The 17,379-nt window shown below is 61.4% G+C and carries 17 protein-coding genes; 12 read left to right on the forward strand and 5 right to left on the reverse strand.

Features of this window, described 5'->3' with window-relative positions; all coding sequences use genetic code 11:
• Positions 1-311: 311 nt before the first annotated feature.
• Together AC244_RS31885 and AC244_RS31890 are read right to left on the reverse strand one after the other, a co-directional pair.
• Entirely contained in the window at positions 312-539 is a 228-nt protein-coding gene (locus AC244_RS31885) for a BrnA antitoxin family protein (RefSeq protein ID WP_082367295.1), read from the reverse strand.
• A 242-nt stretch (positions 540-781) separates the two neighbouring features.
• Entirely contained in the window at positions 782-1,678 is an 897-nt protein-coding gene (locus AC244_RS31890; RefSeq protein ID WP_053252841.1) for an NAD-dependent epimerase/dehydratase family protein, read from the reverse strand.
• Between the two features lie 151 nt (positions 1,679-1,829).
• Here AC244_RS31890 and AC244_RS31895 point away from each other — a divergent pair, with 151 nt between their 5' ends.
• Positions 1,830-2,759, forward strand: a complete 930-nt coding sequence (locus tag AC244_RS31895; RefSeq protein ID WP_082367297.1) for an NAD(P)-dependent oxidoreductase — start codon at positions 1,830-1,832, stop codon at positions 2,757-2,759.
• Positions 2,760-2,831: 72 nt separating this feature from the next.
• Here AC244_RS31895 and AC244_RS31900 read toward each other — a convergent pair whose 3' ends face one another.
• Positions 2,832-3,821, reverse strand: coding sequence for a sugar-binding protein (locus AC244_RS31900; RefSeq protein WP_053252842.1), 990 nt, complete (start codon positions 3,819-3,821; stop codon positions 2,832-2,834).
• A 47-nt stretch (positions 3,822-3,868) separates the two neighbouring features.
• Positions 3,869-4,849, reverse strand: coding sequence for an NAD-dependent epimerase/dehydratase family protein (locus AC244_RS31905; protein ID WP_053252843.1), 981 nt, complete (start codon positions 4,847-4,849; stop codon positions 3,869-3,871).
• Between the two features lie 185 nt (positions 4,850-5,034).
• Here AC244_RS31905 and AC244_RS31910 point away from each other — a divergent pair, with 185 nt between their 5' ends.
• Positions 5,035-5,778 (forward strand): ATP-binding cassette domain-containing protein, encoded by a 744-nt coding sequence (locus tag AC244_RS31910; RefSeq protein WP_053252844.1) that lies wholly within the window; start codon positions 5,035-5,037, stop codon positions 5,776-5,778.
• Positions 5,779-5,815: 37 nt separating this feature from the next.
• Entirely contained in the window at positions 5,816-6,814 is a 999-nt protein-coding gene (locus AC244_RS31915) for an ABC transporter permease (protein ID WP_053252845.1), read from the forward strand.
• 139 nt (positions 6,815-6,953) lie between these two features.
• On the opposite strand, the gene AC244_RS31920 is transcribed toward AC244_RS31915, so the two are convergent.
• On the reverse strand, positions 6,954-7,925 hold the full coding sequence (locus AC244_RS31920) for a LysR family transcriptional regulator (protein WP_053252858.1): 972 nt from the start codon (positions 7,923-7,925) through the stop codon (positions 6,954-6,956).
• Between the two features lie 164 nt (positions 7,926-8,089).
• On the opposite strand from AC244_RS31920, the gene AC244_RS31925 reads away from it, so the two are divergent.
• The 9 genes from AC244_RS31925 to pcaD all read left to right on the forward strand — a co-directional run bounded on the left by AC244_RS31925 (position 8,090) and on the right by pcaD (position 16,760).
• The gene (locus tag AC244_RS31925; protein WP_053252846.1) at positions 8,090-9,280 is read left to right on the forward strand and encodes a muconate/chloromuconate family cycloisomerase; all 1,191 of its coding nucleotides are present in this window, start codon (positions 8,090-8,092) and stop codon (positions 9,278-9,280) included.
• Between the two features lie 2 nt (positions 9,281-9,282).
• Complete coding sequence (gene catC, locus AC244_RS31930) at positions 9,283-9,573, forward strand: muconolactone Delta-isomerase (RefSeq protein WP_053252847.1); 291 nt, start codon at positions 9,283-9,285, stop codon at positions 9,571-9,573.
• A 74-nt stretch (positions 9,574-9,647) separates the two neighbouring features.
• A complete protein-coding gene (gene catA / locus AC244_RS31935; protein WP_053252848.1) occupies positions 9,648-10,586 on the forward strand; it encodes a catechol 1,2-dioxygenase in 939 nt (312 codons plus the stop codon).
• Between the two features lie 108 nt (positions 10,587-10,694).
• A complete protein-coding gene (locus tag AC244_RS31940) occupies positions 10,695-12,053 on the forward strand; it encodes a Rieske 2Fe-2S domain-containing protein (protein WP_053252849.1) in 1,359 nt (452 codons plus the stop codon).
• The gene (benB, locus tag AC244_RS31945; protein WP_053252850.1) at positions 12,050-12,538 is read left to right on the forward strand and encodes a benzoate 1,2-dioxygenase small subunit; all 489 of its coding nucleotides are present in this window, start codon (positions 12,050-12,052) and stop codon (positions 12,536-12,538) included. The genes AC244_RS31940 and benB overlap by 4 nt, the downstream gene beginning before the upstream one ends.
• A 42-nt stretch (positions 12,539-12,580) precedes the next feature.
• Positions 12,581-13,603, forward strand: a complete 1,023-nt coding sequence (benC, locus tag AC244_RS31950; RefSeq protein ID WP_053252851.1) for a benzoate 1,2-dioxygenase electron transfer component BenC — start codon at positions 12,581-12,583, stop codon at positions 13,601-13,603.
• A complete protein-coding gene (gene benD / locus AC244_RS31955; protein WP_053252852.1) occupies positions 13,600-14,388 on the forward strand; it encodes a benzoate diol dehydrogenase BenD in 789 nt (262 codons plus the stop codon). The genes benC and benD overlap by 4 nt, the downstream gene beginning before the upstream one ends.
• A gap of 44 nt (positions 14,389-14,432) precedes the next feature.
• Positions 14,433-15,764 (forward strand): MFS transporter, encoded by a 1,332-nt coding sequence (locus tag AC244_RS31960; protein ID WP_053252853.1) that lies wholly within the window; start codon positions 14,433-14,435, stop codon positions 15,762-15,764.
• 138 nt (positions 15,765-15,902) lie between these two features.
• Positions 15,903-16,760, forward strand: a complete 858-nt coding sequence (gene pcaD / locus AC244_RS31965; protein WP_082367296.1) for a 3-oxoadipate enol-lactonase — start codon at positions 15,903-15,905, stop codon at positions 16,758-16,760.
• Positions 16,761-17,379: the final 619 nt, after the last annotated feature.

The raw sequence follows: 17,379 nt of genomic DNA on the forward strand, positions 1-17,379 counted from the left end.
AATAGAACGGTGGAAGGCAGTTGGGCATCGCCACCGGTCACCAACAACATGTAGGCGGAGGTCCACGCAACGATGAAGGGAGCCGATCCAGCGCATCGCGCGGATTGAACCGAGGAATAGCCGCGATCTCTTGCCCCGTCGAGAAGTTACGAGCTTTTTGGGGCTGGACCCTGGTGTCGACGCGCTGGCCGAAACAGCTGCAGGGTCAGCCGTAAAAGCCGCCGTCCTTAGCCGATGTCATGTCGTCGGGCACCAGGTCGCCGCCGATGTCGTCGCGCTCATTGACTGCTACTCCGGCGGATCCGTTGGGATCAAGCATCCTTGTCGAGCTCGGTTGCATTTCGAAGAGCGTCCTGCATCCTTGCGCGCCAACCGGTGCCGGATGCTTTGAACCAATCGACTACGTCGGTATCGACATTGAGGGTGAGTTTCGTCGTGGAACCGTCGGAGGGCAGAGTTTTCTTCTTAAGTGCTCGCGGACGTTCCAGAACCTGCTGCACCAAGTCGCCGGTAGCTCGTGTGGAAACTACTTTAGCCATATGCCAGCCTTATGCTGTTCTGCATGGTCATGCCTCCGCCTAACTGGCTTATCATTTCTTGCCTCGTGCGACCACACGTTATTCGACCATCACCTGCTGGACGTAGTCATCCTGCCAAGCTGTTGTGTTCCAAGCGCGTAAAGCGCGTCCTGGGCGGACCCACGATAGCCTCCTACTTGTGTTCGCGATCGATGACAGCTTTCGAAGCATTGCGTTTCTGTTGTTAGATCGGGTCCGGTACGTCAGCCGGCGGGGACGTATTTTCTCCAGCCATGCTCGCTGCGAAAGCCCAACACTTCACGGGCCTTCCGGTTCGACAGCAGCGTCTCGAATTCGCCGAGTTCCCGCTTGAGCGGCACGCCCGGATAGAAACGGTCGATTAGTTCGCGGGTCGGCAGATCGGAAGAGGTGTCATCGCTGGCTGCGTTGAAGATCTGGAACCCCAGCCCATCCTTCTCCACCGCGCGAAGCGTGATCTGACCGAGGTCGCGCGCATCGATGTAGCTCCACGCGATGCGCTTGCGGAAGCCCGGATTTGCGAACCATCTGGGAAACAATTCGTACTCATGCGGTTCAATGACGTTGCCGATGCGCAAGGCGTAGATGTCGATGCCGCTGCGCAGGGCGAAGGCGCGTGCCGTCTGTTCGTTGACGACCTTCGACAAGGCATAGCTGTCCATCGGGTCGACATCGTATTCCTCATCGAGCGGAAAGTATGCGGGGCTGCGGGGCTCGTTGGCGAAGACGAGACCGTAGGTCGTCTCGCTGGATGCGATGACGACCTTGCGGATACCCAGTTTCGCGGCCGCTTCAATGACGTTGTAGGTGCCGAGTGCGTTGACGCGGAAAAGTTCGTTGTCGGGAGCGATCATGATGCGCGGAATGGCGGCAAAGTGTACGACGGCGTCGATCGGCTGCGGCCTCAAGGATGGGTCGAACTCGTGCAGCCCGGTGTAGCTCGACAAGGCGTTGAAGACTTGCCCGCTATCGGTGATATCGGTGATGAGCGTCCTGACGTTCGGGTTGTCAAGCGGTCGGGTGTCGAGATTGAGCACCTGGTGACCTCGTTCGACGAGATATTGCACGACATGGCGGCCGGCTTTGCCGCTGCCCCCGGTGAAGATGATCCTCTTTGTCATTCTGCTCTCCACATTTTGCGAGATCGGTAGATAGTGTCTGTCGGCAGGCCGAAGAGAATTGGCCCGCCCATTGGCAAAGGCCACCCGAGCGGCCGGCCGGCGGAAGCGACCCGGTGTAGCTGTCGAAAGGCCACGGAACGAGGGGCGAATGATGAGCAGCAAAATGGATGCGGGCGAACGGATCGGATTTATCGGCATCGGCCTCATGGGGCACGGCATCGCCAAGAACATCGTCGAGAACGGCTATCCGCTTACCTTTCTCGGACGCAGCAAGCGGGCGCCGGCGGAGGATCTCGTCGCCCGGGGCGCCGTCGAGGTTTCGACGCCGCGCGACGTTGCGGTCCGCTCGACGGTCGTCTTCCTCTGCGTAACGGGCTCGCGTGAAGTCGAAGCGATCATCCGCGGCGGCGAGGGCCTGAAGTCGGCTATGCGCCCCGGTTCCGTGATCGTCGACTGCTCGACATCCGACCCAGGCTCGACGCTTGTGCTCGCCCAAGAACTCGGCGAATGCGATGTCGGCTACGTCGATGCGCCCCTGAGCCGGACCCCGAAGGAAGCCTGGGCCGGAACGCTCGACACGATGGTGGGCGCTTCCGACGAACTCTTCGCGCGCGTCAAGCCGATACTCGATACCTGGGCCGGGCGCATCGTTCATGTCGGAGAGACTGGCGACGGGCACCGCGTGAAGTTGCTCAACAATTTCATCTCGCTCGGCTACGCGGCGCTTTATTCCGAAGCGTTGGCGCTGGCAAAGAAGGTGGGCATCTCGCCAGCGTGCTTCGACAGCATCATCCGCGACGGCCGCATGGATTGCGGCTTCTACCAGACCTTCATGCGTTGGACGCTGGAGGGGGATCGTGATGCGCATAAGTTCTCCCTCGCCAATGCGCTCAAGGACCTGACCTACCTCGAGTCGATGGCTCACGCGGTCGGCATGGCAAACCCGCTCGGCAACGCCGCGAAGAATGCTTTCGCCGGCGCCGTCGCCGCCGGTGCCGCTGATCAATACGTTCCGATGCTGGCGACGCATGTCGCTCGCGTCAACGGGGTCGACCTGACACCGCCCGCGCCAGCGCCATAAAGTCGCTGCGCGGGCTCTGCCGAATATGAAGACTTTGTCCGGGCGCCCGCGACCGGGGCCCTGACGAGACCGTCACTTCTGGATGCACGTGTCGACTGTGTCCTTGGTGCATTCATCAAGACCGGTGAACACCGGATCTTCCACCGGCTTGCCGGCGATCAGGTCCAGCATGACAGACGGCGCCTTGTAGCCCATTTCGAACGGGCGCTGCCCGACGAGAGCCGTCACCAGCCCTTCACGCGCGATGGCCACCTCGTCACCGATCGTGTCGGCGGCGCCGATGACGAATTCGTTCTTGGCAATCTTTTCCGCGATCGGTTTGAACAGATCGCGATAGGGTTGCGGTGCGCCGAACAGCGGCCAGCCACCCATGATGCCGAAGGCATCGAGGTCCGGATTGGCGGCGAGAATATCCGTCATCGCCTGCACGCCCTTGGCGCCGTCGTCATTGGTGAAGACCGGGCAGCCTGCAACTTCCGTCCAGCCTCCCTCGCCCTTCAGTTCCGCCAGTCCCTCCTGACCGGTCAACGTGTCGCGCATGCCCTGGGCTCGGCGCAGAATGTTGTCTGCCCCGGGATTGCCTTCGATCGTGCAGATCTTTCCGCCACTCGGCTTGGCCTTCTTGATGTATTCACCGATCCGTGCGCCCATCAGGTAGTTGTCGGTTCCCAGATAGGTCTTGCGCAGGGCCGAGTCCTCCTTGGCGAGGTCTGCGTCGAGCGTCATGACCGGGATCGTCGGGTTTGCGGTCTTCAGCGTCTGAGCGATGAGTTTGGCATTGGAGGGCGAAATGGCGATTGCAGCCGTGTCGGCCTTGCCGAGCATGTCCTGAACGATCTGCGCTTCGCCCGCCTCGTCGGACGTCGAGGCCGGGCCGGTATAGAAGCACTCATACTCGGAATCCGGATTTTCCTTGTTCCATTTCTGGCAACCCTGGTTGATCGCTTCGAAGAATGGGTTGTCGAGGCCTTTCACGACGATGACGAGCTGCTTCTTGGCCAGTGCCTGACCGGCACAGAGCGCCAGGACGGCAACGGCGGCCAGCAATATTGTCTTTCTCATTCTTTCCTCCCGTTGAACAAGCGGACAGCATCTGTCCGCGGCACAAATCAACCCGGATACCAGACAACACGAGGATCGTTCGGCGGACGCTCGTATTGCCAGGCCGAGTCGATAAGCTTTTCGAGATCGTAGTCAGGGCGCCAGTCCAGAAGGTACTTCGCCTTGCTGTTGTCCATCCAATTGGAGTGGAAGGCGCTCGGAACGTCGACCGAGCCGAGGCCGCGCGTGCGTGCGAGGTAGCTTGCGACCTCGCCATAGTCGACCGGGCGGTCCATCGATATGTTGAAGAGTTGCCGTTCGGCGTGCGGGTTGTCGATCGCCTTGAGGATCGCCGAGACCAGGTCGCCGACATGCACGAAATTGCGTTTGAGCGGCCGGCCATCGGCATCACGCAGGAGCGGCACGGTGCCGGCCTCGGCGTATCGTCGCGCTTCTGCGGGCGCAAAAAAGGTCTTCCAGTCGGGGGCGCCGAAAACATCGTCGCCGAACGACAATGTCTGTTTGAAGTCGTCCTTCTCCATGATCCACGGCGCACGCAGGCAGCAACCGTTCGTGCCATATTGAACCACGTACTGCTCGAGCATCACTTCCTCGAGGACCTTCGACAGCGCGTAGCAACCGGGATAGGCGCGGTGCGGCGTCTTCTCCGTCACGGGACCATCGTGGCGGTAGAAGAAATGGCCGATCGCCGCGTCCCCACCGATGAGGATGAACTGGCGTGCGGAAGGACTGGTCCGGAACGCCTCGAGCAGCCAGAACAATCCCTTGATCGTGATGTCCATGACAGCGTCGGGCGTTTCCTTGCAGGTGGCGAGGTGCACGACATGGGTGACGCCCTTCATTGCCGCTTCGGCGACTTCGCGGTCGGCGATCGTCCCGCAGACCACGTCCAGCCGCTCTGACGGATCGAGCAAGCGATTGTGGCAGAGCGCACGGATCTGCGCCTGCGAAAAAAGCGGATGGTCAAGCAGCCCCGCGATGAGGTTCCGCCCGACCTTGCCCGTTGCACCGGTGACAAGGATCAGCATGCTCGCCTCCAACCGATAGCTAATATACAGGGCAACGTCTATTTGTCATACAAAACAGTTGCTCGGCAAAGGACGTCATTGACGCCTTCATAAGGATTTGCGTAAATAAGATGTCGACCGCTGGGTGAAGACCGAGGAACGATCGCGCCCCTTGGCGTACCGGCGCGCTTCGGGAGGCGAGACGGCTGGTGGCGATACTCGAGCTTACCAACATTTCCAAACACTTCGGCGCCATCCAGGCGGTCAACGACGTTTCGATTTCACTGGAAGCGGGGCAGGTGGTTGGCCTCATGGGAGACAATGGCGCCGGCAAGTCGACGCTGGTCAAAATGATTGCCGGGAACTACCGCCCAAGCCAGGGCACGATACGGCTCGACGGCAGCGAAATCGTGCTGCATCGGCCGATAGAGGCGCGACAGCACGGCATTGAAATCGTTCACCAGGACCTGGCGCTCTGCAATAATCTTACGGCGGCGGCGAACGTTTTCCTTGGGCGCGAGCTGAGGCGCGGCTTCGGCCCTTTGCGTGTGCTGGACTACAAGGCGATGTACAGACGCGCAGGAGAAATCTTCAGGGAGCTCCGATCCGAAACCCGCCCCCGCGATCTCGTCAGGCAAATGTCCGGCGGGCAGAGGCAGGCGGTCGCGATCGCGCGAACGATGATCTCCGAGGCAAAGATCGTGCTCATGGACGAACCGACGGCCGCCATTTCGGTGCGCCAGGTTGCCGAGGTGCTGCATCTGATCCGAGAACTGCGCGACCGCGGCATTGCGGTCGTGCTCATCAGCCATCGCATGCCGGACGTTTTTGATGTCGCCGATCGCGTCGTCGTCATGCGGCGCGGCCGAAAGGTCGCCGACAAGCCTATCGCGCAGACGTCGCCCGAAGAAGTGACGGGATTGATTACCGGCGCCATCGAAAGAGGATGAGCGCAGGTTATGCCGCCTTGGAGGAATGCGAGGGACAATGGCAACGACGCTCGACCAGACAATCGCTCAGAAACAACGCACGCTGGGCGCTGCAATCCTCGCCAACCAGACCTTCTGGGTGTTGCTCGCAGTCGTGCTGGCATGCATCTTCCTCTCTTTCGCGACAGATTCGTTCGCGACGGCGAAGAACCTTTACAACATCACCCGCAACACCACCTTCGTCGCAATCATTGCCCTCGGCATGACCTTGGTTATCATCACCGGGGGCATCGACCTGTCGGTAGGGTCGGTGTTGTGCCTATGCAGCATGGTCCTCGCGGTGGTCATGCATTCCGGCTACAGCATCGAGGTCGGGATTGCCGCTTCGGTGGCAACGGCGCTCCTCATCGGTGCTTTCAACGGTGTGCTCATCGCCTATGTCGGCTTTCCCCCTTTCGTGGTCACGCTCGGTATGCTTTCGATCGCGCGAAGTCTGGCGATGGTCGCGTCCAACAACACGGTCGTTTTTCAGTTCGGTCCGGACCACGATAAACTGCTCGCTCTTGGCGGCGGGGCCTGGCTGTTCGGCATCGCCAACCCGGTGATCTACATGATCGTGCTGGCCCTGCTGACCGGTTTCGTCCTTCGGTGGACGAGGCTCGGCCGTTACATCTACGCCATCGGCGGCAACGAACAGGCGGCAACTGCCACCGGTATTCCCGTGCGCTTGATAAAAGTCGGCGTCTATATGATTTCGGCCCTTTCAGCCGGCGTTGCCGGCATCATCCAGACCGGCTGGCTCGGAGCGGTGACGACCAATATCGGCGCGGGCATGGAACTGCAGGTCATCGCAGCGGCGGTGATCGGCGGCGCCAACCTTGCCGGCGGCGTCGGCACGGCCTTTGGTGCACTGGTCGGCGCGGCGCTCATCGAGGTGATCCGCAATAGCCTCGGGCTGCTCGGCATCAACGCCTTCTGGCAGGGAGCGTTCATTGGTGGAGCGACTATCCTTGCGGTCCTGTTCGACCGCATCCGCAATTTCCGGCAGACCGAGTAGCTCCCCGATTTCACGGAGCCTAATGGCGCAGCCCAACGCGTGAAATTCGGAGATCAGGTGCAGCAGATACTTCACCTTGTTCGTCTAACGCAGACAGTCAGAAGCCGAAGCAACCTTCTTGCTCGAGCGCGTCCTACGCCTATTGAAATTTCTCAGAGTGCTCGGTTGGGCTGCCGATCAAGCCATGGCCGGGGACAAGGTTGTATTCCGGGTCCAGCCAGGGCGGGTTTTCCGCGTACATTTCGGCAATCAGCCGTTTCACGAGGTCTATATACCGCGAATTGTCCCCGATCCGGTGGCTGAGGATGACCGGTGAGGTTGCGCCCTTTCCCTCAAGCAGTCGATAGTGCACGTCCGAACGCATCTGGCGCGCGGATGAGGGGATGATGCACACGCCGGCTTCGGCGGCGACCAGTCCGAGGGCGGTCTGGATTTCCCGCACTTCCTGAACCTCGGCCGGGCGCGCGTCATGACTTTGCAGTAGGCTCAGTACGTGGTCGGCATAGCCGGGTCGAGGCTCCTTGGGGTAGACGATGACCTTCTGACCGGCAAGGGCGGCGACCGGAAGCGGCGATGGTTCCTCGGCCAGCGGCGTGTCTTTCGGTATTGCCACGACAAGGCGTTCCTCGCGCAACACGATACCGACCACGTTCGGGTCGCTGTGCCGCAGGCGACCAAAACCCATGTCGATGCGGCCCTCCTTGAGCGCGGGGATTTGCTGGACGGAGACCATTTCCAACAGCTGGATATCCACTTCCGGGGCGTGCTGGCGCAGTTTTCGCACCAGCGAGGGCAGCCCGCCGTACAGTGTCGAGGCAACGAAGCCGATGGACAGGACGCTGTTCTGGTTCAAGCCGACCCGGCGGGTTGCCGCTTGCATCTGTTCGACCCGACCGAGGACCTGAAGCGCCTGTTCATAGAACAGACGCCCTGCTTCCGTCAGCCTGACGGGGCGGCTCTTGCGGATGATGAGCGGTACGCCCAGGTCCTCCTCAAGCAACTGGATCTGCCGGCTCAAGGGCGGTTGGGCGATGTGCAGCATCTGGGCTGCGCGGGTAAAGTTTCGCTCACGTGCGACGGCTACGAAATAGCGAAGCTGGCGAAGATCCATCATTTTGCTCTCATCCCTTATCCCGGAGTCCCAGCTGTCGACGATATGCTGCACTGCGGGAAGTGCAGATAAGGTGGCATTTTTTGGGCTATTATACCAGAAAGGTATCATAGCAGATGCAATTGATGTTGGACGAGACTGCGTGCCCGGCGCAAAGTCGCCTCATGAACACGACCTTGACATCCGTTGTCCCGACCGCAGCAGCGTTCCCCCTCGTAGAACGGGTCGAGACGCTGCTCGTCGATCTGCCGACCATCCGGCCGCACAAGCTCTCGGTGGCGACCATGAACGGCCAGACCTTGATGCTGGTCAAAGTCCATTGCAGCGACGGCATCGTCGGTATCGGCGAAGGCACCACGATCGCGGGGCTGGCCTATGGCGGCGAAAGCCCGGAAAGCATGAAGCTCGCCGTCGATACCTATTTCAGGCCCGTCATGGTCGGTCAGGACGCGACCACCGTGAGGGCGCTGATGGCGCGCATCGGCAAGATGGTCAAGGAAAACCGCTTCGCCAAATGTGCGGTTGAAACCGCGCTGCTCGACGCACATGGCAAGCGGCTCGGCCTGCCTGTCAGTGAGTTGCTGGGCGGTCGCATGCGAAGCCGCCTGCCTGTCGCATGGACGCTGGCGTCTGGGGATACGAAGACGGACATTGCCGAGGCCGAGAAGATGCTCGACCTGCGCCGGCACAGGATTTTCAAGCTGAAGATCGGAGCAAGGCCCCTGCGCCAGGACATCGCCCATGTTGCGGCCATCAAGCGGGCGCTGGGCGAGCGTGCCTCGGTGCGGGTCGATGTGAACATGGCGTGGAGCGAGACGGATGCCGCCTACGGCATGGCCGCCTTGGCGGACGCCGGTTGCGACCTGGTCGAACAGCCGGTCGCCTCGGCTGCGGCACTGGCGCGGCTCGTGCGTCGCTTTCCCGTCGCGCTGATGGCCGATGAATCGCTGCACGGCCCCGAAAGCGCCTTCGAACTCGCGAAAGTCAGCGGTGCGGACGTGTTCGCCGTCAAGATCGAGCAAAGCGGCGGGCTCTTCAATGCCCAGCGGGTCGCGACCATCGCGGACGCAGCCGGCATCGGCCTTTATGGAGGCACCATGCTCGAAGGGGCCTTCGGCACGGTGGCGTCGGCGCAGGTGTTCTCGACCTTCGCCAACCTTCAATGGGGGACCGAGCTGTTCGGACCGCTACTGCTGACCGAAGAGATCCTGACGACACCGCTTAACTACAGCGAGTTTGAGCTGACCGTGCCCTCAGGACCTGGGCTCGGTATCGAACTGGACGAAGAGCGTCTGGCCTTCTTCACGCGCGATGGGCTGCGCAAGACGGTCAGCATTGCCGGGCAGGGAGGCTGAACATGCTCTTTCATGTGCTCATGGATGTGAACATTCCCGACGATCTGCCGCAGGCCGAGGCGGCCGACATCATCGCCCGGGAAAAGGCCTATTCGCAGGACCTGCAGACGAGCGGCAAGTGGCGACACATCTGGCGAATTGTCGGCCAGTACGCGAACTACAGCGTCTTTGACGTCAAGGACAACGCGGAACTGCACGAGATACTCTCTGGCCTTCCGCTGTTTAAATTCATGGACATCGAGGTGACGCCGCTCGTGCGGCATCCCTCGGCGGTCCGCGAGGACGATAGCTAAAACCGTCTTTGGCGGTGGCCCGGGAGGACGCGAACCGCGCCAGTTTTCTGAGCAATCCAAGAGGAGGATGAAAAATGAACGTGCAGATCTTCGACAGGCCGGAGATACAGGACTTTCTTAAGGTCCTGAGCGGCCTCGACAACAACGGCGGCAATCCGCGTGTCAAGCAGATCGTCCATCGGATCATGTCCGACCTGTTCAAGGCCATCGACGATCTCGACATCACCCCCGATGAATACTGGACCGGCATCGCCTGGCTCAACGAGATCGGCGCCACCAGCCAGGCCGGCCTGATCTCGCCCGGTCTTGGTCTCGACCATTTCCTCGACGAGCGCCTTGACGCGATCGATGAGGCTCTCGGCATCGAAAACCCGACTCCGCGCACCATCGAAGGCCCGCTTTATGTGGCAGGTGCGCCCGTATCGCACGGATTTGCCCGTCTCGACGACGGCACCGACGAAGACGGCCACACCCTGATCATGCATGGCACCGTCTTTGGCGTCGACGGCAAGCCGTTGCCGGGGGCCACCGTCGAAGTCTGGCACTGCGACACCCGCGGCTTCTATTCGCACTTCGACCCGACGGGAAAGCAGGCGCCGTTCAACATGCGCCGCACGATCGTCGCCGACGAAAAGGGCTGTTACAAGTTCCGCAGCATCGTGCCGCACGGCTATGGCGTGCCGCCGGGCAGCCCGACCGAGCGGTTGTTGTCGGCACTCGGCCGCCATGGCCAGCGCCCGGCGCATATCCACCTGTTCATCAGCGCCGACGACCATCGCAAGCTGACGACCCAGATCAACATTGAAGGCGATCCGCTGGTCGACGACGATTTCGCCTATGCGACGCGAGACGGCCTGGTTCCGGCCGTCATCGAGCGGACCGACGAGGCCAGCATCAAGGCCAATGGCCTGACCGGCCCCTTTGCGGAGATCACGTTCGACATTCACCTCACGGCCCTGGTGAACGGTGTCGACAACCAGATCAACGAACAGCGCAAGCGCGCGGCCGCCTGAGCGGCAAAACCGGCGGCCCGGAGGGGCCGCCACTCTGACAATCATCGTCATAAACGACTGCGTTGCAAAGGCTGCGCCCGAAGGTGCGCGCTTTGCGGGAGATAGATCATGTCTGCGATCATCGACAAAGCCCGGGACCTCAATCATCTGCTCGCCACCGCCGTGCAGGACGACAAGGAAGCCGGCATATTCCGTTGCCGCCGGGATATCTTCACCAACGAAGACCTGTTCGAGCTGGAGATGAAGCACATCTTCGAAAGCAACTGGGTCTATCTGGCCCATGAGAGCCAGATTCCGGAAAACAACGACTACTACACGACCTATATCGGCCGTCAGCCGGTGGTCGTCACTCGCGACAAGCAAGGCCAATTGCATGCCGTCATCAATGCCTGCGCGCATCGAGGCGCGATGCTGTGCCGCCGCAAGCATGGCAACAAGGGCAGCTTTACCTGTCCCTTCCACGGCTGGACTTTTTCCAACAGCGGCAAGCTGCTCAAGGTCAAGGACGAGAAATCCACGCAGTACCCGCCGCAGTTTGCCAAGGATGGCTCGCACGATCTGAAGCGCGTCCCGCGGTTCGAAAGTTATCGCGGCTTCCTGTTCGGCAGCCTCAAGGAGGACGTGCCGGCGCTCAAAGACTACCTCGGCGAGACGAAAGTCATCATCGATCAGATTGTCGACCAGGCGTCAGAGGGGCTCGAAGTGCTGCGGGGCAACTCGTCCTACATCTATGACGGCAACTGGAAGCTGCAGATGGAGAACGGCTGCGACGGCTATCACGTCAGCTCCGTGCACTGGAATTACGCCGCCACCATGGGCCGGCGCAACGAGGAGGGCACGAAGGCGGTCGATGCCAACAGTTGGAGCCGCTCGGTCGCAGGGGTCTACGGGTTCGAAAACGGTCATATCCTGTTGTGGACCAACACCATGAACCCGGAGGTCCGGCCGGTCTACAACCGCCGGGAAGAGATCATCGCGCGCGTCGGTGAGGACAAGGCGGATTTCATCGTCAACCAGACCCGCAATCTCTGCCTCTATCCGAACGTCTTCCTGATGGACCAGTTCAGCACGCAGATCCGCGTGACGCGGCCGATCAGCGTCGACAAGACCGAGATCAGCATCTTCTGCTTCGCGCCGAAAGGCGAAAGCGCCGCAGACCGTGCGCTGCGCATCCGTCAGTACGAGGATTTCTTCAACGTGTCCGGCATGGGCACGTCCGACGACCTGGAAGAATTTCGTGCCTGCCAACAAGGCTATGCCGGAACCGCAGCGCTCTGGAATGACCTGTCGCGTGGCGCGCCGTTGTGGATCGACGGCCCCGACGAAAACGCCAAACGCATGGGCATCGAGCCGCTCCTGTCTGGAGAGCGCAGCGAGGACGAAGGTCTTTTCGTCCGCCAGCACGAATACTGGGCCAAGGTGATGCGCGATGCGCTCGTGGCCGAGAAGCAAGGAGTGGTCGCATGAGCATCTCCTACGACGCCATCCGCGCCTTCCTCTACCGGGAAGCGCGCCTTCTGGACGATCGCCAATGGGACGAATGGCTGACCTGCTATGCCCCTGACGTGACCTATTGGATGCCGGCCTGGGACGACGATGATCAACTCACCGAAGACCCGCACTCTGAGATCTCACTGATCTACTACCCAAGCCGCGACGGGCTGGAGGACCGGGTGTTTCGCATCAAGACCGAGCGCTCCGGCGCCTCCACGCCAGAACCGCGCACCAGTCACAACGTGACCAATGTCGAGGTGCTGGAGGACCGGGGCGATGAGGTCGACGTGCGCTACAACTTCCAAACCTTGAACCATCGCTACAAGGTCACCGACCAGTTCTTCGGAACCATGTTCGTCACGCTGCAAAAGAGCGGCGACAGGCTTCTGATCGCGAACAAGAAGATCGTGCTGAAGAACGATTACATCCGCCAGGTCGTCGACGTCTATCACCTCTGACGAGCGTCGTCGGCCGGCACAAGGACTGAAGAGGAGGGTTCCATGAGCTGCCACAAGATCGCATTGAACTTCGAAGACGGGGTGACCCGTTTCATCGAATGCAAGGACGGCGAGAAAGTGCTCGATGCCGCCTTCCGCAACAAGATCAACCTGCCGATGGACTGTTCCGACGGCGTGTGCGGCACCTGCAAGTGCCGGGCCGAGAGCGGCAGCTACGACCTCGGCGAAGACTTCATCGACGATGCGCTGACGGCGGATGAGGCGGAGAGCGGTCTCGTTCTGACCTGCCAGATGAAGCCGACTTCGGATTGCGTGGTCGCAGTTCCCACGACATCGGCGGCCTGCAAGACCGGGCAGCAGAAATTCTCCGCGACAGTTACACGGGTGAGCCCGCACAATGACGCGGCGATCGTGCTCGAGCTCGACGTGGACGCAGCACCCGCCTTCCTGCCTGGCCAATACGCCAACATCGACGTGCCGGGCAGCGGCCAGAGCCGCTCCTATTCGTTCAGCACGGCGCCAGGGGAAGGGGGCATCGGCTTTCTCATCAAGAAGATACCCGGCGGGCTGATGAGCAACTGGCTGGAGCGCGCCGAGGTCGGAACGACGCTGCAAGTGACCGGGCCGCTCGGCAGTTTCTACCTCCGCGACGTCCAAAGGCCGCTGCTGTTCCTTGCCGGCGGTACCGGGCTCGCCCCGTTCCTGTCGATGCTGGAAGTGCTCGCCCGCGAAAACTCAAAGCAACGCATCCACCTGATCTATGGCGTCACGCGCGACCTCGATCTGGTTCTCGTCGATGAGATAGAGACCTATACCAAGCGGCTTGCCAACTTCAGCTTTGTCACTGTCGTGACCGAGGAAGCCTCCAACCATCCACGCAAGGGCTGGGTCACGCAGCACATGCCGGCCGACGTGCTGAATGGCGGTGACGTTGACGTCTATCTCTGCGGTCCGCCGCCGATGGTCGATGCTGTCCGCAGGTATTTCGACGACAGCGGCGTGAGGCCGAACAGCTTCCACTACGAGAAGTTTACGCCCAATGCGGTCGTGAAGGAGGCCGCATGAGCGCGCCGTGCTTTAAAGATCGTTTTGCCGGCAAGGTGCTGATTGTGACCGGCGCCGCACAGGGCATCGGTCGGGCGGTGGCGATCCGCGCAGCGCGTGAGGGCGGACGGGTTGTTTTCGTCGACCGCTCCGACCTCGTCGCCGATGCTGCGGCCGAGGTTCCGGATGCGGAAACCGCGGCTTTCAACGCCGACCTGGAAACCTATGAGGGCGCCGCCGCCGCCATGCGCTTTGGCGCGGACACCTTCGGCGGCATCGATGTCCTGATCAATACTGTCGGTGGGGCGATCCGCATGCGCCCCTACGGCGAATTCGAGCCGCAGCAGATCGATGCGGAGATCCGCCGGTCACTGATGCCGACGCTCTATTGCTGCCATGCGGTGCTGCCACATCTGTTCGCGCGCGGTGGCGGCACCATCGTCAACGTCTCGTCGAATGCGACGCGCGGAATCCATCGCGTGCCCTATTCGGCGGCAAAGGGCGGCGTGAACGCCATCACCCAGTCGCTTGCCATGGAGCTGGCCGATCGTAACATCCGCGTTGTCGCCACGGCGCCGGGCGGAACCGAGGCGCCGCCGCGCCGTATTCCGCGCAATGTCAACGGCGATAGCGAAGCCGAAAAGGGCTGGATGGGCGAGGTGGTGCAGCAGGTGAAGCAATCCAGCTTCATGAGGCGGTACGGGACCATCGAGGAACAGGTGGCGCCCATCCTGTTCCTCGCCTCGGACGAGGCGTCCTACATCACCGGAAGCGTGCTGCCGGTTGCCGGGGGAGATCTCGGCTGAAGACTTGAGACATGAATGCGTAACGGACTCGGGGAGGAGTGATCATGCGCACCATCGATGTGAATGAAGCGATAGACAACAATCCGTTCGGAGGCTTTCAGTGGCTGGTGGTCGCGCTCTGCGCACTGCTGCTGATCGTCGACGGCTACGACGTCTTTGTCGCCGGCACCGTGCTGCCGACGCTGATTGCCGAGTGGGGTTTGACCAAGCCGCAGGCCGGCGCACTCCAGGCCTGGGCGTTGTTCGGCATGATGTTCGGCGCCCTCTTCTTCGGGTCGCTTGCCGACAGGATCGGCCGCAAGAAGGGCATAGCGATCAGCTTCCTGCTGTTCACTGTGTCCACACTGCTCACCGGCTTTGCCAACTCGCCGGGTGAGTTCAAGATCTTCCGGTTCGTCGCCGGTCTCGGTTGCGGCGGACTGATGCCGAACGCGGTGGCGCTGATGAACGAATATGCACCCAAGCGCCTTCGCGGCACCATGGTGGCCATCATGTTTTCCGGCTACTCGGTCGGCGGGATGGTCGCGGCAGGTCTCGGCATTGGCCTCATTCCGCAATTCGGTTGGAAGCCGATGTTCTTCGTCGCAGCGCTGCCATTGCTGCTCTTGCCGGTCATTCTGTGGAAGCTGCCAGAATCGCTCGGTTTCCTCATCCGCCAGGGCGAACAGGAAAGGGCGAAACAGATCTATGCGAAGCTCGCCCCCGCAGCAGCCCTTGGCCGCGACGACAGGCTGGTCTTCTCCGAAACCAAGGGCGCGTCTGCATCGATCGCGGAACTGTTCCGTCACCAGCGCACGTTGCGTACACTCATGCTTTGGACCGCCTTCTTCTGCTGCCTGCTGCTCGTTTATCTCCTGTCGTCCTGGTTGCCGAAGGTGCTGCAGGAAGCCGGTTATGCGGAGAAGGCAAGCCTGCTCAGCCTCTTCTCGCTCAATTTCGGAGGCATGGCCGGCGCGATCGTCGGAGGCTGGCTGGGCGACCGCTTCGGCCTGCCGAAGGTGGTGGTGGGCTTCTTCGTCGCCGCCACCGCATCCATTGCATTGATCGGCCTCAACCCGCCGGCGGGGATCCTGTTCCTGATGGTCTTCGTTGCCGGCGCCACCACCATCGGCACGCAGATCCTGCTCTATGCCAGCGTGGCGCAACTCTACAACCTCTCGGTCCGTTCCACCGGGCTCGGTTGGGCTTCGGGCGTAGGCCGTATCGGCGCCATCGTCGGCCCGACGCTCGGCGGCGTGCTGCTGGCGCAGGAATTTCCGCTTCAACAGAACTTCCTGATCTTCTCGATCCCGGCGGCGATCGCCGCCTTGGCCATGCTGGTGTTCGCGGTCAGTAATGCCCGTCGGTCCGCCGCTGTTCGGTTAGCCGCAGCATGAGGTGCAGAACGATGACCGGGAGACGCTGACAACTCATCGCGGATGGGCCCGCGGCCACTCTGGCCGGTGCGGAGCGGGCGGGACCATCCGCAATCGGAGCGCCAATCCCTAGCCTCCGACAACAGGAGTATTTGAAGCGTGGCTTTTCTTGAACTTCCTAATCACCGTCTCCACTATCGTATCGACGGAGCCGCGATTGGCGGCTCTGACAAGCCCTGGCTGATGTTCTGCAACTCGCTCGGCACCGACATGCACATGTGGGATGCTCAGGTGGATGCGATGTCGCGGCATTACCGCGTATTGCGTTACGATCGTCGCGGTCACGGCCAGTCGTCTGCACCGCCTCCCCCCTACAGTCTCTCCGACCTCGGTGGCGATGTCATTGCGCTGCTCGACGCGTTGGATATCGAGCGGACGCATTTCTGCGGCTTGTCGATCGGCGGTCTCACCGGGCAGTGGCTGGGCATTCATGCCCGGGAGCGCTTGGGCAAGGTCGTCATATGCGCGACCGCTGCGAAGATCGGCACTGCGGAAAGCTGGGCAGCGCGCATCGAGGCTGTGCGAACAGAAGGGCTTGGCGCGCTGGTGCCAGCTACGGCCGAACGCTGGTTCACACCGCAGTTCAACGTTTCTGGGGCCTGTGATGTCGCCAAGGTGCTCGACAGTTTCGTCGCCACATCGCCCGATGGATATGTGGGTTGCTGCGCCGCCCTGGCCACGGCGGACCTGCGAAAAGACCTTGTGCGGATCGAAAATCCCTTGCTTGCCATCTCCGGCGAGGACGATCCGGCTTGTCCGCCGTCCGATCTGGAAGGCATCGCCGCTTGCGTGCGGCGAGGCCTTCACCTGTCGCTGCCCGGACGGCATATCGTCAACATCGAGTCCGCCTCCTTGTTCAACGCAGTGCTTCTAGAGTTCCTCGGGAGTGACGTGCAGCTTGTTCGTGTACAGGATTTTCGACCACAGCCAGTTCTCGCTGAGCATACCGAAACCTGATCCACGGAAGGCTGCTTTCTATTCCGACGATAGTTGCACTTCGCCCGGCAGCCTCATGGCGTCTGTTCGCACGAAAATAGATAGTGAGGAGGAAAGCGTGCGCCATCGTTTCGGTGGACGCAGCGGAACTCGGTCTTACCTGAAAGGGAGCCTGGCGCGCCACAGCGGGGCGTCGGTACCCGGGGCGCTTGCTCCCAGTCGCCTCGTCACGGAAGATCTCACGGCACCCCGTGGCGAGGTCAGCGCCAGTAAGCTCCGTCGACCGCGGGACTTGAGGGAAGGGTAACGGAGATGGCTATAACCACCTCTTGCACAAACTGAGCGGCTTGAAATGGTCGTGGCGATGGGTTGGCACTGTCTCGTCGGGTGGTGATTTCGGTCCTGTTGCGGCAAGAATCCCGGAAGGCGGGCATTTTTGGTCGGGTGCTTTTGCGCGTTTCCCCCTGTTGATAACTTCCGTCTGTATTTGGTGTTTGTTTTCAGATGGTTGTTCGATCTTGGTTGTTTTTTGAAATTGGCTGTTGACGTGTGTGAGGGGGTGGGTCTATAAGCCCGATCACTGAACGAGGGCGGCGGCGCTGCTGGCGACGACGATCTTCGCTCTAGAGTTTCCTTGATT

The sequence above is a fragment of the Ensifer adhaerens genome (genome assembly GCF_001270265.1).
In the GTDB taxonomy this organism is placed as follows: domain Bacteria; phylum Pseudomonadota; class Alphaproteobacteria; order Rhizobiales; family Rhizobiaceae; genus Ensifer; species Ensifer adhaerens_B.

What these genes read in the sequence shown, in the direction of transcription:
- AC244_RS31960 (WP_053252853.1), top strand. Translation starts at nt 14,433, where the DNA reads ATGCGCACCATCGATGTGAATGAAGCGATAGACAACAATCCGTTCGGA.
- AC244_RS31885 (WP_082367295.1), bottom strand. Translation starts at nt 539, where the DNA reads ATGGCTAAAGTAGTTTCCACACGAGCTACCGGCGACTTGGTGCAGCAG.
- benD (WP_053252852.1), top strand. Translation starts at nt 13,600, where the DNA reads ATGAGCGCGCCGTGCTTTAAAGATCGTTTTGCCGGCAAGGTGCTGATT.
- catA (WP_053252848.1), top strand. Translation starts at nt 9,648, where the DNA reads ATGAACGTGCAGATCTTCGACAGGCCGGAGATACAGGACTTTCTTAAG.
- AC244_RS31940 (WP_053252849.1), top strand. Translation starts at nt 10,695, where the DNA reads ATGTCTGCGATCATCGACAAAGCCCGGGACCTCAATCATCTGCTCGCC.
- AC244_RS31895 (WP_082367297.1), top strand. Translation starts at nt 1,830, where the DNA reads ATGAGCAGCAAAATGGATGCGGGCGAACGGATCGGATTTATCGGCATC.
- catC (WP_053252847.1), top strand. Translation starts at nt 9,283, where the DNA reads ATGCTCTTTCATGTGCTCATGGATGTGAACATTCCCGACGATCTGCCG.
- AC244_RS31925 (WP_053252846.1), top strand. Translation starts at nt 8,090, where the DNA reads ATGAACACGACCTTGACATCCGTTGTCCCGACCGCAGCAGCGTTCCCC.
- benC (WP_053252851.1), top strand. Translation starts at nt 12,581, where the DNA reads ATGAGCTGCCACAAGATCGCATTGAACTTCGAAGACGGGGTGACCCGT.
- AC244_RS31900 (WP_053252842.1), bottom strand. Translation starts at nt 3,821, where the DNA reads ATGAGAAAGACAATATTGCTGGCCGCCGTTGCCGTCCTGGCGCTCTGT.
- AC244_RS31905 (WP_053252843.1), bottom strand. Translation starts at nt 4,849, where the DNA reads ATGCTGATCCTTGTCACCGGTGCAACGGGCAAGGTCGGGCGGAACCTC.
- AC244_RS31915 (WP_053252845.1), top strand. Translation starts at nt 5,816, where the DNA reads ATGGCAACGACGCTCGACCAGACAATCGCTCAGAAACAACGCACGCTG.
- AC244_RS31890 (WP_053252841.1), bottom strand. Translation starts at nt 1,678, where the DNA reads ATGACAAAGAGGATCATCTTCACCGGGGGCAGCGGCAAAGCCGGCCGC.
- benB (WP_053252850.1), top strand. Translation starts at nt 12,050, where the DNA reads ATGAGCATCTCCTACGACGCCATCCGCGCCTTCCTCTACCGGGAAGCG.
- AC244_RS31920 (WP_053252858.1), bottom strand. Translation starts at nt 7,925, where the DNA reads ATGGATCTTCGCCAGCTTCGCTATTTCGTAGCCGTCGCACGTGAGCGA.